General features: G+C 72.0%; 13 protein-coding genes. 10 read left to right on the forward strand and 3 right to left on the reverse strand.

Annotated features, from left to right (window positions below; genetic code table 11):
- Window positions 1–55 precede the first annotated feature (55 nt).
- The 5 genes from gap (at window position 56) to ABD999_RS26855 (ending at window position 3802) form a co-directional block, all read left to right on the forward strand.
- Window positions 56–1060, forward strand: a complete 1005-nt coding sequence (gene gap / locus ABD999_RS26835; protein WP_148031265.1) for a type I glyceraldehyde-3-phosphate dehydrogenase — start codon at window positions 56–58, stop codon at window positions 1058–1060.
- A 30-nt stretch (window positions 1061–1090) separates the two neighbouring features.
- Window positions 1091–2278 carry a phosphoglycerate kinase gene (locus tag ABD999_RS26840; protein WP_148031266.1) on the forward strand — a complete coding sequence of 396 codons (1188 nt, stop codon included), beginning with the start codon at window positions 1091–1093 and terminating at the stop codon, window positions 2276–2278.
- Window positions 2275–3057, forward strand: a complete 783-nt coding sequence (gene tpiA, locus ABD999_RS26845) for a triose-phosphate isomerase (protein WP_271275636.1) — start codon at window positions 2275–2277, stop codon at window positions 3055–3057. The genes ABD999_RS26840 and tpiA overlap by 4 nt, the downstream gene beginning before the upstream one ends.
- 99 nt (window positions 3058–3156) lie before the next feature.
- Window positions 3157–3387, forward strand: coding sequence for a preprotein translocase subunit SecG (gene secG / locus ABD999_RS26850; RefSeq protein WP_148031268.1), 231 nt, complete (start codon window positions 3157–3159; stop codon window positions 3385–3387).
- Window positions 3388–3457: 70 nt separating this feature from the next.
- Window positions 3458–3802, forward strand: a complete 345-nt coding sequence (locus ABD999_RS26855) for an RNA polymerase-binding protein RbpA (protein ID WP_148031269.1) — start codon at window positions 3458–3460, stop codon at window positions 3800–3802.
- Window positions 3803–3853: 51 nt separating this feature from the next.
- Here ABD999_RS26855 and ABD999_RS26860 read toward each other — a convergent pair whose 3' ends face one another.
- Window positions 3854–5461: an amidohydrolase gene (locus tag ABD999_RS26860; RefSeq protein ID WP_271275589.1), complete on the reverse strand. Its 1608-nt coding sequence runs from the start codon at window positions 5459–5461 to the stop codon at window positions 3854–3856.
- Window positions 5462–5544: 83 nt separating this feature from the next.
- On the opposite strand from ABD999_RS26860, the gene ABD999_RS26865 reads away from it, so the two are divergent.
- Window positions 5545–6567, forward strand: a complete 1023-nt coding sequence (locus ABD999_RS26865) for a GNAT family N-acetyltransferase (protein WP_148031271.1) — start codon at window positions 5545–5547, stop codon at window positions 6565–6567.
- Here the strand turns inward: ABD999_RS26865 and ABD999_RS26870 are convergent.
- Window positions 6559–7128 (reverse strand): Clp protease N-terminal domain-containing protein, encoded by a 570-nt coding sequence (locus tag ABD999_RS26870; RefSeq protein ID WP_148031272.1) that lies wholly within the window; start codon window positions 7126–7128, stop codon window positions 6559–6561. The two genes, ABD999_RS26865 and ABD999_RS26870, sit on opposite strands and share 9 nt — an antisense overlap.
- Window positions 7129–7200: 72 nt before the next feature.
- Here ABD999_RS26870 and ABD999_RS26875 point away from each other — a divergent pair, with 72 nt between their 5' ends.
- From ABD999_RS26875 to ABD999_RS26890, 4 genes are all read left to right on the forward strand, one after another.
- Entirely contained in the window at window positions 7201–7971 is a 771-nt protein-coding gene (locus ABD999_RS26875) for a hypothetical protein (RefSeq protein WP_271275590.1), read from the forward strand.
- A 439-nt stretch (window positions 7972–8410) separates the two neighbouring features.
- The gene (gene add, locus ABD999_RS26880) at window positions 8411–9424 is read left to right on the forward strand and encodes an adenosine deaminase (RefSeq protein WP_271275591.1); all 1014 of its coding nucleotides are present in this window, start codon (window positions 8411–8413) and stop codon (window positions 9422–9424) included.
- Between the two features lie 41 nt (window positions 9425–9465).
- Window positions 9466–12102 (forward strand): DUF7824 domain-containing protein, encoded by a 2637-nt coding sequence (locus tag ABD999_RS26885; protein ID WP_271275592.1) that lies wholly within the window; start codon window positions 9466–9468, stop codon window positions 12100–12102.
- A gap of 153 nt (window positions 12103–12255) precedes the next feature.
- Window positions 12256–14508 carry a hypothetical protein gene (locus ABD999_RS26890; RefSeq protein WP_271275593.1) on the forward strand — a complete coding sequence of 751 codons (2253 nt, stop codon included), beginning with the start codon at window positions 12256–12258 and terminating at the stop codon, window positions 14506–14508.
- 126 nt (window positions 14509–14634) lie between these two features.
- On the opposite strand, the gene ABD999_RS26895 is transcribed toward ABD999_RS26890, so the two are convergent.
- Complete coding sequence (locus tag ABD999_RS26895) at window positions 14635–16179, reverse strand: pectate lyase family protein (protein ID WP_271275594.1); 1545 nt, start codon at window positions 16177–16179, stop codon at window positions 14635–14637.
- Between the last annotated feature and the right edge of the window lie 23 nt (window positions 16180–16202).

The raw sequence follows: 16202 nt of genomic DNA on the forward strand, positions 1-16202 counted from the left end.
AGGGTTTCTGGAGTTGAGGTATCAGCCCGCCATCACGTACGAGGAGATCGGTTCCGTGAGCATCCGCGTAGGCGTCAACGGCTTCGGCCGCATCGGTCGCAACTTCTGGCGCGCGGTGGCCGCCAGTGGCAAGGACATCGAGATCGTCGCTGTCAACGACCTCACCGACAACGCGACGCTGGCCCACCTGCTGAAGTACGACAGCATCCTGGGCCGCCTCCCGTACGAGGTGAAGGCTTCCAGCGACGAGATCACCGTCGACGGCAAGGCCATGAAGGTCTTCGAGGAGCGCGACCCGGCCAAGCTGCCCTGGGGCGACCTCGGGGTCGACGTGGTCGTCGAGTCGACCGGCCTGTTCACCGACGCGACCAAGGCCAGGGTCCACGCCGACAACGGCGCCAAGAAGGTCATCATCTCCGCGCCCGCCAAGAACGAAGACGTGACGGTCGTCATGGGCGTCAACCACACCGCCTACGACCCGGCCCAGCACACCGTCATCTCCAACGCCTCCTGCACCACCAACTGCCTGGCCCCGATGGCGAAGGTCCTGCACGACGCCTTCACCATCGAGAAGGGCCTGATGACCACCATCCACGCCTACACGCAGGACCAGAACCTCCAGGACGGCCCGCACAAGGACCTGCGCCGCGCCCGCGCCGCCGCGCTCAACGTGGTGCCCACCTCCACCGGCGCCGCCAAGGCCATCGGCCTCGTGCTGCCCGAGCTCAAGGGCAAGCTCGACGGCTTCGCCATGCGCGTGCCGATCCCCACCGGCTCGGCCACCGACCTCACCATCGACGTCAGCCGTGACGTCACGGTCGAGGAGGTCAACGCCGCGGTCAAGGCCGCCGCCGACGGCCCGCTCAAGGGCATCCTCACCTACACCGAGGACCCGATCGTCTCCGCCGACATCGTCACCGACCCGGCCTCCTGCATCTTCGACGCCGGCCTCACCAAGGTCATCGGCAACCAGGTCAAGGTCGTCGGCTGGTACGACAACGAGTGGGGCTACTCCAACCGCCTGGTCGACCTCATCGAGCTGGTGGGCGCGGACCTGTAGGACGACGGGCGAGCGAGGAAAGGGAGCCAGTTGCGCAATCTCGACGATCTCGACGTGAAGGGCCGGCGCGTGCTCGTGCGCGCGGACCTCAACGTGCCGCTCGACGGTGAGACGATCACCGACGACGGTCGCATCCGCGCGTCGCTGCCCACCGTCCGGGCCCTCGCGGGCAACGGGGCGAAGGTCATCGTCTGCGCCCACCTGGGCAGGCCCAAGGGGCAGGTCAAGCCGGAGTTCTCGCTGCGGCCGGTGGCCCGGCGGCTGGGCGAGCTGCTCGGCCAGGACGTCGCCTTCGCCTCCGACGTGGCGGGCGACGGCGCCAGGGCCACGGTGGAGGGCCTCCAGGAGGGCCAGGTGGCCCTGCTGGAGAACCTCCGCTTCGAGCCCGGCGAGACGGCCAAGGACGACGCCGAGCGCCGCGCCTTCGCCGAGCGGCTGGCCGGGCTGGCCGAGCTCTACGTGGGCGACGGGTTCGGCGCCGTGCACCGCAAGCACGCCAGCGTCTACGACGTGCCGGCGCTGCTGCCGCACGCGGCGGGCGGGCTGATCGCGGCCGAGGTCGACGTGCTGCGGAAGCTGACCGAGGACACCGAGCGGCCCTACGTGGTCGTGCTCGGCGGCGCCAAGGTGAGCGACAAGCTCGGCGTCATCGCCAACCTGCTCACCCGCGTCGACCGGCTCCTGATCGGCGGCGGCATGGCCTACACCTTCCTCAAGGCCCAGGGCCACGAGGTCGGCGGGTCGCTGCTCCAGGAGGACCAGCTCGACCAGGTCCGCGGCTTCCTGACGGAGGCGGCCGAGCGCGGCGTCGACCTGGTGCTGCCGGTCGACGTGCTGGCCGCCACCCACTTCGCCGCCGACGCCGCCTTCGACGTGGTGCCCGCCGACGCGATCCCCGCCGACCGGCAGGGGCTCGACATCGGGCCCCGTACGCGGGAGCTGTTCGCCGGCAAGCTGGCGGACGCCAGGACCGTGTTCTGGAACGGCCCGATGGGCGTGTTCGAGTTCGACGCGTTCGCCGGCGGCACCCGCGCGGTGGCCGAGGCGCTGATCTCGTCCGACGCCTTCACCGTGGTGGGCGGCGGCGACTCGGCGGCCGCGGTGCGCAGGCTCGGCCTGCCTGAGGACGGCTTCTCGCACATCTCCACCGGTGGCGGGGCCAGCCTGGAATACCTTGAGGGCAAGACCCTCCCCGGACTCGCCGCTTTGGAGGACTGAGCGTGAGAAAGCCCCTCATCGCCGGCAACTGGAAGATGAACCTCAACCACCTTGAGGCGATCGCGCTGGTCCAGAAGATGGCCTTCGCGCTCAACGACAAGGACTTCGACCGCGCCGAGGTGGCGGTCCTGCCGCCGTTCACCGACCTGCGCAGCGTGCAGACGCTCGTCGACGGCGACAAGCTGCGCATCGTCTACGGCGCGCAGGACCTGTCGCCGCACGACGCCGGCGCCTACACCGGCGAGATCTCCGGCGTCATGCTCGCCAAGCTGGGCTGCACGTTCGTGACCGTCGGCCACTCGGAGCGCCGGCAGTACCACCGCGAGGACGACGACCTCGTCAACGCCAAGGTGCTGGCCGCGCTCCGCCACTCGCTGACGCCGATCCTGTGCGTGGGCGAGGGGCTGGAGGTGCGTCAGGCGGGCGGTCACATCGCCCACTCGCTCGGCCAGCTCGACGGGGCGCTGCGCAAGGTCCCCGCCGAGCAGGCGAAGTCGATCGTGGTGGCCTACGAGCCGGTGTGGGCGATCGGCACCGGCGAGGTGGCCACTCCCGACGACGCCCAGGAGGTCTGCGGCGCACTGCGGCAGCGACTCGCGGAGCTGTACGACCCCGAAGTGGCCTCGGCGGTCCGTATCCTTTACGGAGGCTCGGTCAAGTCGGCGAACATCGCGGGGATCATGGCTCAGCCGGATGTCGACGGTGCGCTCGTGGGTGGAGCCAGCATCGACGCCGGGGAGTTCGTGAAGATCTGCCGATTCTCGGATATGGCAGGCTAACTGAGCCGTTCGGTGGGTGCGACTTGACATGAGGTCGTACCCTCTAGAGGCAAGTCTGAATCGTCACGCGTACCAAACCATTGAAGGACTAGGCATACCGTGGAACTCGGAATCTCCATCGCCCTCATCCTGACGAGCCTGCTGATGATCTTGCTCGTCCTGCTCCACAAGGGCAAGGGTGGCGGCCTGTCTGACATGTTCGGCGGCGGTTTCTCGTCGAACTTCGGCGGTTCCTCGGTGGTGGAGCGTAACCTCGACCGGCTCACCGTCATCACGGGAGTGGTCTGGTTCGTCTGCATCATCGCTCTGGGCCTGCTCGTCAAGCCCTGAGGCCAGACAGAACGCGTGACAGTGATTCTCCCCCCGTGGGTCACGGGGCGATCGAGCGAGGAGTTCATCCGTGGGTAGTGGCAACGCGATCCGTGGCAGCCGAGTCGGTGCCGGTCCTATGGGGGAGGCCGAGCGCGGCGAAGCGGCTCCGAGAGTGCGGGTCTCGTTCTGGTGCGCCAACATGCACGAAACGCGCCCCAGCTTCGCCAGCGACGCAGCGATCCCCGAGCTGTGGGACTGCCCGCGTTGTGGCCTCCCGGCCGGTCAGGATGAGAATGCGCCGCCTGCCCCCCCGAAGAACGAGCCCTACAAGACGCACCTCGCCTACGTGAAAGAGCGCAGGAGCGACAAGGACGGCAAGGCCATCCTCCAGGAAGCCCTGGAGCGGCTGCGCAACAACAAGTCCCCCTGGTAGGGCCAGACCACCCGAAGGGCCCCGGCGTCACGCCGGGGCCCTTCGGCGTGTTCAGGCCTTCTCGTACACGGCTTCGCCGTCGACGAACGTCATGCGGACGCGGGTGGTCCAGATGTCCTTGTCCGGCAGGGCGAACGGGTCGCGGTCGAGCACCACGAGGTCGGCGGGTCGGCCCGGCTCGATCTGGCCGGCGGGGGAGCGGTTGATCCACGCCGAGCCCGCCGTGTACGCGGTCATCGCGGTGGCCAGGTCGACGCGCTGCTCGGGCAGGAACGGCGTCTGCGCCGTCGGGTAGCCGGCGTGCACGGACCCGCCCGGTTCTGTGCGGTTGACGGCCACGTGCATGCCCTGCAGCGGGTCGGCGTTCGACACCGGCCAGTCGCTGCCGGCGCAGAACCGGGTGCCGTGCCGGAGCAGGTCCGCGAACGGATACTGCCAGGACGAGCGCGGCTCGCCGAGGAACGGCAGCGTCAGCTCGTCCATCTGCAGATGGTGGGTGGCCCACAGCGGCTGCAGGTTGGCCGTCACGCCCAGCTCGGCGAAGCGCGGCACGTCCGACGGCTCGATGATCTGCAGGTGCGCGATGTGGTGCCGGTTGGCCGGGTCGGTGCCGGCGAAGCCGTCGAGTGCCTCGCGCACCGCGCGCTCGCCGATCGCGTGGACGTGCACCTGGAAGCCGAGCCGGTCGAGTTCGGCGACGTACTCCTTGAGCTTGGCCGGATCCACGTACGACAGGCCCGTGCCGCCGCACCGGCAGTAGGGCTCCAGCGTGGCGGCGGTGAAGTTCTCCGTGATGCCGTCCTGCATGATCTTGATTGAGGTTGCGGCGAACCGGTCCAGCCCCTCGGCCGATGCCCGCCGTGAGAGCAGGTCGTCGATCTGGTCCAGGCCGCGGGTGCGGTCCCACCACAGCGCGCCCACCACGCGCGCCCTGAGCCGCCCTGAGCGGGCCGCGGACAGGTAGGCGGGCAACTGGTCGTCCGAGCCGGCGTACGAGCCCACGATCGCGTCCTGCCAGCCCGTGATGCCCAGCGTGAACAGGTGCGCCTGGGCGTCCATCAGGGCGGCGTCCAGGTCCGCTGCGGTGGGGCGCGGGGTGAGCAGGCCGACGAGGTCCATCGCGCCCTCGTGCAGCACGCCCGTGGGGGTGCCGTCCGGGTCGCGCTCGATCCGGCCGTCGGCGGGGTCGGGCGTGTCCTTCCCGATCCCGGCCCGTTCCAGCGCGCGGCCGTTGACCCAGGCGGCGTGGTGGTCGCGCTGGATCAGGTAGGCGGGCCGGTCCAGGAAGTCGAGCTGCTCGCGCCTGGGCAGCCCGCCGGGGAAGGCGGACATGTCCCAGCCGCCGCCGTCGATCCAGGCCCTGTCCGGGTGCGCGTCCGCGTAGGCGCGGACGGCGTCAAGATACTCGTCCAGCCCGTACCGTTCCGAGAGGTCGCATCGGGCCCGCTCCAGGCCCGCCTGGACCGGGTGCATGTGCGCGTCGGTGAAGCCGGGCGTCAGCAGGCCGCCGTCCAGGTCCACGGTCTCGTGCCCGGGCGCCTGGGCGGACAGCTCCCGCTCGGCGCCGACGGCGGCGATCACTCCGTCGCGCACCAGGACGGACTCGGCGAAGTCGCCCTTCGCGGTGAACACGCGTCCGCCTCGGAAGAGTATGTTCATGCGGCCTGCTCTTTCGTACAGGTAGTTGAGCGGTGAAACACGACGTTAGCGGCAACGTAACAGGTACCCGGCATCCTTCTCATATGGGATTTCTGCGCATCCGCACCACCGTCGACGAGCGTCCCGGACGACTCGCCTCCCTCGCCGCCGCGCTCGCCGAGCGGGGTGGCAACATTCTCGGCCTGAGCGTCCAGTCCGACCCTGACGGCACCGTGGACGAGTTCGTCGCCGACATCCCCGCGAACCCCGAGACGGTGCGCGAGGCGCTCGAAGCGGCCGGCGGGCGGCGCGTCGTGGTCGTGCCCGCGACCGCGCACGAGCTGACCGACGAGCCCACCCGCGCCCTCCTGCTCGCCTCCCGGCTGCGCGCCATGCCGTGGCGGCTCCCCGAGCTGCTGGCGGAGCTGCTGCGCGCGGACGACGCCAGGTGGACCTATGGTGATGCGGTGAGTGATTTGCCTGATCCGACCCAGCTTGTCGTGCCGGTCGCGGCCAAGAGAGCCGTGCGGCTGCGCCGCGCGGAGCTGCCGTTCACCCTGACCGAGGCCGCCAGGGCCGCCTCCTTCGCCCGGCTGGCCCAGCCGCCCGTGGAGCAGGCGGGCGGTGAGACCGCGGTCAAGCTGGCCGACGGCGCCGAGGTCGTGATCAAGCCGCTCACTCCGGTCTACCGCGAGGCGGTACGCGACCTGCACGACCGTTGCTCGCCGGAGTCGCGCCGGTTCCGCTACTTCACCGCGATGCCGTCGCTGCCGCCGCGCATGTTCGAGCGGCTGTGCGACCGCCGCCGCGGCCACTCGCTGGTGGCGGGCAACGACGGGCAGGTGGTCGCGCTGGCCAACCTCGTCTTCACCGCCGATCCGGGCATCGCCGAGATGGCGTTCCTGGTCGAGGACCGCTGGCAGGGGCGCGGGCTGGGCTCGGTCATGGCCAGGGCGCTCGTGCGGGAGGCGAGGGACCTGGGCTACGCCGAGGTCAGGACCTCCATGCTCGCCGACAACGTACGCATGCGCAGGCTGCTCGTCTCGCTGGGCGCCACGCTCGCCTACACCGACGACCCCGGCGTGGTGGAGGGGCGGCTGCCCGTCGGCGCCATGACGTCAGTCTGACGGACCGGGTTCCGGCCCGATGCCGAGATGCCGCTCGATGCGTTCGAGGCTCTCCTGGATCTGCGCGAGCCGCTGGGCCACCGTCGAACTCGCGGTGAAGTACGTCTCACCCGGCCGCTCCTTCGGGCCCCGGTCCAGCCGGTCCAGGACGCGCTGCCGTATCGCGACGAAGTCGGCCCCCGTCGCCGCGAGTGCCTGCGCGCCCAGGCCCTGGCCCTCCTTGAGCAGGCCGAGCAGGATGTGCTCGCTGGAGATGTAGGTGTGGCGGAGCTGCAACGCCTCGCGCAGCGACAGCTCCAGCACCTTCTTGGCCCTGGGGGTGAACGGGATGTGCTCGTCTGGCCCGCTCTCGCCGGTGCCGATCTCGCGCACCACGAACTCCCGCACCGGCTCCAGGCTCGCCCCGCAGTCGGCCAGCACGCGCGCGGACGCCCCCTCGCCCTCCCGCATGAGACCGAGCAGCAGGTGCTCGGTGCCGATGTAGTTGTGACGCATGGCCCTGGCCTCCACCTGGGCGAGGACGACGACCTGGCGGGCACGGTCGGTGAAGCGCTCGAACACGGGCGGCCTCCGTTCGAGTGGGCTGTCTCCACTATGCGCTAGAAAACCGGCCATGTGGGGTACCTCACATGTGTGGATCTTGATGAGGTGGCCGGGCGGCTGTACGCGCTGCCGCCGTCCGATTTCACCGCGGCCCGCACCGCCGAGGCCCGGGCGGCCAAGGAGGCGGGCGACGCCGCGCTGGCCCGCGAGATCGGCAAGCTGCGCAAGCCCACCGTCTCCGCCTGGGCGGTGAACCGCGCCGCCCGTGAGCACGCGGACGAGCTGGGCGAGCTGCTGGCCGTCGGCGAGGAGCTGCGCGCGGCGTGGGCGGCCCAGGACTCCGACGCGCTGGCCGCGGCGACCCGGCGGCGCGGCGAGGTGACCGGCAGGCTGTCCCGGCTGATCAGGGAGGCGGCGGACCTGTCGGCCGCCGCCGCGGCGGAGGTGGACCAGACGCTCGACGCCGCCGTCGTGGACGCGGACGCCGCCGGTGAGGTGCGCCGCGGCCGTCTGGCCAAGCCGCTCAGCTACAGCGGTTTCGCGCCCGCTCCCGTGAGCGCCGCTCCGGCGGCCCGCAGGAAGAAGCCGCCCCCGCCGGAGGAGGACGAGGCCCGGAAGGCGAAGGAACGGGCCGAGACCGAGGCCAGGGAGGCGAAGGAGCGGGCGGAGGCCGAGGCCGCGTACCGCGAGTGGAGCGAGACTCTGGCCGAGGCCGAGCGGGAGCACGGCGAGCGCGCCGACAAGGTGGCCCGGCTGGAGAAGAGGCTGGCCAAGGCGCGCAAACGGCTGGAGGCCGCCGCCCACCGGCTCGACGTGGCCCGCCGCGAGGAACGCCACGCCCGCGCCCGGCTGAACGGCTAGCGTCTCCCGGGACAGAAGCACCGCCCGTCAGAGCGACGGCGCGGCCATGCACGACAGCGCGCGGCCATGAACGGCAGCGGGTCATGAACGGCAGCGCGGTCACGAAGGTCATGTCGGCCGCCATCCCGGCCGAGCACAGCTCGTGGCCGGTCACCCTTCGGCTCCTGCCCCGCTCGGGCAGGACGCGGACAAGGTCGCAGGTCCAGGTCCACCACGGCTAGCGAACCGCCCCCGTGCGCGTGGCCGGGCGGAGCGCCGGACGCCGCCAGCACCAGGAGGACGGACATGAATACGAGGTCCCCGATGTGAGGACCGGTGTCCGCACGGTGGGAGGAGTGCCGCAGAGCCAGCCGAGGGTCAGGGAGAATCTGACAAGATGATGGCAGATTCAGGCGGAAAACCTTCCGAGCGAAGCCGGGCCCGGCCTAAGGTCGTCGGCATGACCATCGACGCCTTCATCGACGCCCTGCCCAAGGTCGAACTCCACGTCCACCTGGTCGGATCCGCCTCCGTGCCCACCGTGCTGGAGCTGGCCCGCCGCCACCCCGGCAACGGCGTGCCCACGAGCGAGGAGGAGCTGCGCGCGTTCTACACCTTCCGCGACTTCCCGCACTTCGCCCAGGTGTACGCGGCCGTCAACGCGCTGGTCCGCGAGCCGGAGGACATCGCCACCCTCGTCACCGGGCTGGCCCGCGACCTGGCGGGACAGGGCGGGCGCTATGCCGAGCTGCAGGTCACCCCGTACGCGCACCACATCACCGGGATCCCCAGAGGCGAGGTCACTCGGGCGCTCGACCTGGCCGCGCGGCGGTCGCTCGACGAGCACGGGGTCGAGATCGCGTACATCTTCGACATCCCCGGCGAGTTCGGCGAGGAGGCCGCGAAGATCACGCTCGATCACGCGCTCGAAGAACCTCCCGCGGCATTGGTAGGTTTCGGCCTGGGCGGGATCGAGCAGCGGCGGCCCCGCTACCGCGACGCCTTCCGCGACGCGTTCGCCGCCGCGCGGGCGGCGGGGCTGCACAGCGTCCCGCACGGCGGCGAGATGACCGGGCCCGAGACGGTCTGGGAGGTCATCGAGGGACTCGGCGCCGAGCGCGTCGGTCACGGCATCGCCTGCCTGGCCGATCCCCGGCTCGTCGCCCACCTGCGCGAGACGCAGCTCCCGCTGGACGTGTGCCCCACCTCCAACGTGTGCACCGGCCAGGTGGCGCGGATCGAGGACCACCCGCTGCCGCGCCTGCTGGAGGAGGGCCTGTTCGTCACGCTCAACAGCGACGACCCGCCCATGTTCGCCACCACCCTGGCCGGCGAGTACCGCGTGGCGGCCCGCGTCTTCGGCCTCGGCAGTACGGAGCTGGCCCAGCTCGCCCGCAACGCGGTGACGGCGTCCTACCTGGCCCGGGAGCGCAAGCAGGCACTCCTGGCCGAGATCGACGCCCTGGTCGCCTGACGATCCGCGATTTGTCGGCGGGACCCCCTAAGGTCCCGATCATGACGAACGCCTGGGAAGAGGTCAGGGCCGCCATCGAGGCGGTAGACACGCCCGCCGTGGTCAAGCTGGTGACGGGGCTCGACGACGAGCAACGCCGCGAAGTGGCCGCCGCCCTGCCGGGACACCTGCCCGTCGCCCAGGAGGCCGGCCGGCGCAGGGAGCACGAGCGCGCCGAACAGCGCATGGCCGCGGTCCGCGAGCTCGCCGGCAGGAGGGGCCGGTCGATGTACGAGTTACCCGAGTACCACGAGCACGTCCGCTGGTCGCGGCATGACCTCTGGATCGAGCCGATGCGGGTCGCCGGGGCCGCCACCATCGCGGGCGCCGCCGCTGTCGCCACCTGGCTCAGCAGGCCAGACCTGCAGCGCCAGTGGGACGAGCCCGGGCGCGACGACGTGCCGTTCATCCTCGACGTCGTGTCCGCCCGGCCGGTCGCCTGGCAGCAGGACCTCGCCGTACGCTTCGCGCTGCGGCTGCGCGGCACCCGCCCCACCCGCGACCGGCGCGTCCAGCTCGCCCTGAGGCTGCTGCGCCACACGGGCGCCGTCCCGCCCGCGCACGACCCGCTCACCCTCGCCTGGATCGTCGGCACCACGCCCGACCGGCTGTCCGGCGACCCGCTCCTGGACACGATGGCGCCCAGGCTGTTCGAGACCGAGGGCGCGGGCCGGCTGCTCACCGACGACGCCTGGCCCGCCGCACTCGCCGAGCTCGCCCGTACCGGCAGGATCGCGCGGCAGGTGCTGCTCGACGGCTGCCTCACCCGGTTCCTGCGCGGCGGCGAGGCCACCGGCCTGCGCTTCTTCGTCCGTCTCCACGAGCGGCTCGACCCCGCCCCCGAGGAGGTCGCCGGCCGCCTGGGCGACTACCTGGCGCTGCTGCCCGCGTCCGCGGCCAACGTCGCCGACCTGGCGCTCAAGCAGGTCCAGCGGGGCGGTCCGGTGCCCGCCGCCGACGCCGGCGAGGCCGTCCAGGGTCTGCTGTTCCGCAAGGAGGGCAAGCTCGTACGGGCCGGCCTGGCCTGGCTCGACCGGCTGCTCAAGGACGGCGACGACGACCTCGACGCCTACGCGCCCGCGCTGGCCGTCGCCCTGCTCTGCGAGGCCGCCGGCGCCCGCGAGCGCGCGGTGAGGCTGGCCGTCAAGCACGCGGCCCGGTTCGGGCCGGCCGGAGCCGAGACACTGCGCGAGGCGGTGGCGACGCTCCCCGCCCACCAGGGAGCCGCGCTGGCCGCGGTCTTCGGAGGCGACGTGGCGGCGGAGCCGGAGCCGGAGACGTTCACGCCCGGCACGCTGCCGCCCGCGCCCCCGGCCGCCCCGATGCCGCCGCCGCTCCGCACTCCCGGTGAGCTGGGCAACTTCATGCCCAAGGAGTCCAGCTGGATCAGGACCGAGCGCTGGCTGGACGCCTTCGTCAGGCTCTTCGCGGGGCCGGAACACGACCGGCTGCCCGCCGCGCTGACCCGGCACGCGACCCCCGACAACGAGTTCAGGGGAGCGCCGTGGTGGCACGCGAGCATGTGGGCCGGCGCGATGATCAGGGAGCTGACCGATCCGGGGGCCGAGAGCCGGATCCGGGACGCCGCCCCGGTGGCGAGTCGGATCCCGGAGATGACGCACGCCGCGGTCTGGAAGCTGATGCCGCTCATCCGGTACGCCGAGGTCTACCAGGCCCTGGTCGAGCGGCGGCTGCCGCCGTACCTGCTGGCCACGCCCACCCGGGTCAACGGGCTGCTCGACCCGGGGACGCTGGTGGAGCGGCTCGAAGGGTACGAGCGCGCCGGCGTCGAGGCGCTGCCCGTGGACCTGCGGCAGGCGCTGCTGCGGCTGGGGCGGGCCGTCGAGCCCGAGGTGGCCGCCCGCGCGGCGCGGCTGACCGGTGAGGCGGGACGCCGGGTCGCCCGCTGGCTCACCGACCGGCCCGCCGACCCGGTGGTGACGCTCCACAGGGGGGAGCACCTGGACAGGCCTCACACGTTCTCGGAGTTCTCGTCCGGGCCCGAGTATCAAGAGGTGCTGGGCGACCTGCTGGTGCACCGCTGGCACGAGGAGGAGCTCGGCCGGACCCTCGCCGTCTTCGCCGGGCACCGCGAGCTGGTCGCCGCCCGCTGCGTACGGTACCCGGCGACGTACGGGTACTTCGGCGCGTACAAACCCGCCGACGTCGCCCTGCTGGCCGACGGCGACGGCCCGGCGGGGCCCGGGATGTCGTTGATGCTGGCGTACTCGCTGGTCGACGACGGCCAGGACCTGGCGGTGGAGGCGTTCCTGCGACTGGCCGCGGGGGGCGGTGTGGCGGGGGAGGAGGCCGGCCGGAAGCTCGCCGAGGTGCTGCGGCACGGCGGGGAAGGGCCGAAGCGCGCTCTCGAGGCGCTCAGGGAGGCGGCGCTGAAGGGCGCGCACCGGGAGGTGTGGGAGGTGATGGCCGGCTGGCTGACCGCCTCTCTGCCGGGGCCGGGGGAGCGGGCCACCGCGGGGCACACCCGGATGGTGTCGCTCGCGGCCGACGTGGCCTCCTGGGTGGGTGCGCGGGGCGAGTTGCCGGTGATCGCCGAACTGGCGAGCCGCCGATCCGGCAGCGAACTCGTCCGCCAGGCCCGCCGCCTGCATGCCTGCCTCACCACCCCGCCCGCCTGACGCCGTCACGGCGGGGCATGGGTGGCCGGCCGGTTCGCCGCGGGGAGGTGGTTGTCCGGCTCGTGCCCCTGCCGTGGCGTTGATCGTTCTCAGGACGGCTCGCTAGGGTTGATCGCCTTTCGTTCACCCGTTCCCCTTCTCGGGAGATGTCCCGTGCGCCGTTACCGTTTCGGCTGGATCGCCGCCCCGATCGCCGTCGCCTTCGGGGGCGCCGCCGTGGTCGCCGGCGTCTTCGCGCTGGTCACCGGCGACGCCGCCGTGCTGCGGGCGCTCGTCGTGCACGGCTGGGGCACGGACATGGTGCCCTACACCTGGTGGGTGGAGGTCATCCTGGCCGGGGGCGGGATCCTGACCGGCTGGGCCCTGTGGCAGATCCTGCGCGGGCGGCGGGCCGGCGAGGCGCCTGTCCTGGCGCGGCCGGTGCGGCTGCTGCGGGCCGCGCTGTACGTGAGCCTTGCCTGCGCCCTGGCGTACGAGGCGCCGATCCCGTACCAGTGGTGGCTCGACCTGCCCGGCACGTTGACCCAGTTCGCCATCGTCTGGCTGTTCTTGGTGGTCCTCGCCGGATCCATCCCCCGGTGGCTGCGGATCACGGCACTCGTGGCGGGCCTGGCCGACACCGCCGTGGAGCTGGTCGCCACCGTCGCCTACGGCCTGGGGCAGTACTGGGACCTGCCGCCGCTGGGCAACGTGCTCCACCTGCTGTGGCTGGTGCCGGTGCTGATCGGGCAGGCCCGGGACGGGCGCTGGAGCCGGGGCACCGTGCGGGCGGGCATGGTCGCGGCGGTGCTGGCGTCGCTGTCGTCCGGATCGTTCATGATCGTCGGGTTTGGCGGCATCGCGGACCACGGCACGGTGATCCTCATGGTCCGCACCATCCTGAGCGTCTTCGCGCTGATCTGGATGGCGCGGACGGCCCACGAACTGGCCGGGCCGCCACCGGAGCCGTCCACGCGCCGGGGCGAGCGGGCGGCGGTGCGCCCGTGGCCGCTCGCCGCCGTGGCCGTGGTGCTGCCGTCGGTCCCGGCCGCCGTCAACCTCGCCCAGGGGATGCCCTTCTGGATCGGCCCCAGGGGCGCGGTGGACATGTTCTTCCGCGAGTACTCCAGTCACCCGGCGGGCCTGGCCTGGGTCGCCGTGGACGTGCTCGTCGGGGTGGGCGCCCCGGCCGTGCTCGTCCTGGTGGCCGTCATCCGCAGGAGCAGGCGGCTGCTGACCGGCACGATCCTGTTCCTGGTCCTCGCCGCCGCGGCGGGCGTCGTGACGGCGCTCACGGCGCGGCCGGAGGAGGACTGGCAGGTCATTCCCGAGATGGCCGAGGTGCGGCTCGCCGTCTACCCGGACGGGCAGTTCGGCGGGGGCCTGGACGGGCAGCTCGTGTTCGGCCTCTCGCCGCTCTGGTACAGCGCGGCGCTCGCGGTCTCCGCCCTCGTCCTGTTCCTCCTGTACGCGGCCCCGCCCGCCGCCCGGCGGGGGCGCCGGGTGTTCGCGATGGCGCTCGCCACGGCCGTGGCGCTGATCTTCGTCCCGGCCGCCGACCGGTCGCAGGGCACGGTCACCACCGCCGCAGACTGTTCACCACCGGACCACCGGCATACGGAGGTGGAGCCCGCGCCGCTCACGGGCGAGGGCGCGTTCATCTGCGAGGTACGCACCGGCCAGGTCCTGGACATCCCCGCCACCATGCCCGACCAGGCGCTGCTCGCCTACGGCCGGAGCCTGTGCGGTGTCTACACCCGTGACGACCCGCGCGAGCTGGCCCGGGTCGAGTCCGTGGAAGGACTGCGGGTCCGGGACCTGTACTGGGCGATCGACGACATCTGCCCCGCCGCCGCGGCGAAGGTCAAGACCGAGCGGGAGGCGGACGACCAGGAGTTCGCCGCGTTCCAGGCCGAGGAGCGGGCCAAGTGCGCCGCCACCCCGCGCCACCGTCCGCTCATCGAGCCCGTCAAGGCGGTCCGGCTCGATGACCCGGTGTGGCCGGAGATCGGGCTGGAGATGCGGGACACGGCGGGCACCGGCGATTCCGGCGGCGGCCGGCACGACGACCTGGTCGAGTCCGGCCCCGGGCACCTGACGGTCTCGGTGGACTCCGAGTACCACCTCTGCGTCACCCTGGAGACGTACTCCCGCCGCCCGCCGGTGGAGACGAAGGGCTGGGACCACGTCACCGAGGCCGGCTACACCAGCACGGACGGCGAGCTGGTGTTCCATGACGTCCTGGCCGGCATCGTACTGCCCGACCTGTCGCCCGGCGGCCGCCGGGGCCGCTACCGCATCCGCGTCCACCACGCCTGGTTCCCGTGGAAGGGCGAGGAGAGGGCCACCCAGCGGCTGCTGATCATGGCGTACCCGGGGAAGGACGACAGGCTCGTCACCTACCGCAAGCCCGCGGGGAGCCGGTGAGAGTCCCGCTCCCCGGCCAGGGCGGCCACGGCCCTTCCGGCGGGCAGGCTTCCACGTCCCCCGAACCGGCCGAAAGGGCGGGGCGCCCGAAGGCGGCCCCGCCCCGATCAGGCGGCGAATCGGTCGCTACCCGGCGTAGGTCTCGAACTCGGCGACCCTCGGCGTGCCGGACGACCCGGTGATCCGGAAGGTGATCTTCTTCAGCGTGGTGGGGGTGAAGGTGATGGCGCCCGCCCCGCTGCCGGATGCCAGCACGGCGGAATTGTCGTGGTTGACGAGCTGCCACGACCCGATCGAGGAGCCCGACGCCTCACGGATGACGACCCTGGACACCGTCTTGGCCGAACCCCACTTGACCGAGATGTCACCGGTCGAGCCGCTCGGCGACCAGTGGGTGCCCGCGTTGCCGTCGATCACGTTGCCGTAGCTCGTCCCGGAGGCCTTGCTGGAGCCGTCGGCGCCGGCCCCGATGCTGAGGTTGGTCCCGCCGCCCGTCGGCGTGGTCGTCGGCGTCGGGCTGACCGTCGGGGTGGGGCTGTTCGTGGGGGTCGGCCCCGGTGTCTGCGGCGTGCAGCTGCCGTTCGACACCCGCATGCCCTTGTTGGCGCCCGCCGTCTGGGCGACGACGTTCGGCACGCACGAGGCCCCGTCCATGCTGTAGCCGTACGGGACGCTCACGCTGGTGTTGGACTGCGGGTTGGGCCCGGCGGGGTTGTTGTCGCCGCTGCGGCTGGACCAGGTCACGTTGTCGAAGATGTTGCCGGCGACCTGCCAGTAGCCGGCCTCACTGGTGTAGAAGGTGCCCAGGACGTCCTTGGAGTTCCTGAAGTAGTTGTTCTCCACCTTGGCCCGCCCCCCGGCCCGGGAGTTGATGCCGGACTCGTGGATGCTCACGTACGAGTTGTTGTAGATGTGCGCGATGCCGCCGCGCAGCAGGGGCGTACGGGAGTCGATGTTCTCGTACAGGTTGTGGTGGAAGGTGACGAAGCCGTTCGAACGGTCGCTCTCACTGGACCCGATGAGCCCGCCGCGGCCGGAGTTGCGCAGGATGCTGTACGACAGCGTCACGTACTGGGTGTTGTCCTTCATGTCGAAGAGGCCGTCGAACCCCTCCGACTCGCCGCCCGAGGCCTCCAGGGTGACGTGGTCGACCCAGACGTTGCGTACGTCGCTCTCCATCCCGATGGCGTCGCCGCCGTTGGAGGTGGGCGAGCCCGACTTCTTGACGTTCCGTACGGTCACGTTCTGGATGATGATGTTGCTGGCCTCGCGGATGTGGATGCCGAGCTGGTCGAAGACGGCGCCGTTGCCGACCCCGATGATCGTGACGTTGCTGATCTGCTTGAGCTCGATCACCCCGGCGGCGGTGTTGCAGCTTCCGCCCGACACCTTGGTGGTGTTGCCGTGGTTGATGGTGCCCTCGACCTCGATGGTGATCGGGGTGCTGCTGCTGGCCCGGTTGCACAGGGCCGCGTGGATGGCGGTGCCCGTGGTGGCCCGTACCGTCTGCCCGCCCGCGCCGCCGGTGGTGCCGCCGTTGGCGGTCGCGTAGCCGGTGGCGCTGCCGACGGCCGCCGTGGCGTTCAGTGCCGGTAAGGCCACACCCAGCGCGGCCACCAGGGCCGCCGTGGACAGCGCGGCCGGGAGCCGCCATGCGCCTGCTCGTCTCATCCTTGTCTTACCTCTCTTCTCAG

It is taken from the genome of Nonomuraea ferruginea (genome assembly GCF_039540635.1).
GTDB lineage: Bacteria > Actinomycetota > Actinomycetes > Streptosporangiales > Streptosporangiaceae > Nonomuraea > Nonomuraea ferruginea.

Bases quoted from the DNA above. Each gene is read 5' to 3' on its own strand.
- ABD999_RS26860 (WP_271275589.1), bottom strand. From the start codon at position 5,461: ATGAACATACTCTTCCGAGGCGGACGCGTGTTCACCGCGAAGGGCGAC.
- ABD999_RS26865 (WP_148031271.1), top strand. From the start codon at position 5,545: ATGGGATTTCTGCGCATCCGCACCACCGTCGACGAGCGTCCCGGACGA.
- add (WP_271275591.1), top strand. From the start codon at position 8,411: ATGACCATCGACGCCTTCATCGACGCCCTGCCCAAGGTCGAACTCCAC.
- ABD999_RS26885 (WP_271275592.1), top strand. From the start codon at position 9,466: ATGACGAACGCCTGGGAAGAGGTCAGGGCCGCCATCGAGGCGGTAGAC.
- ABD999_RS26895 (WP_271275594.1), bottom strand. From the start codon at position 16,179: ATGAGACGAGCAGGCGCATGGCGGCTCCCGGCCGCGCTGTCCACGGCG.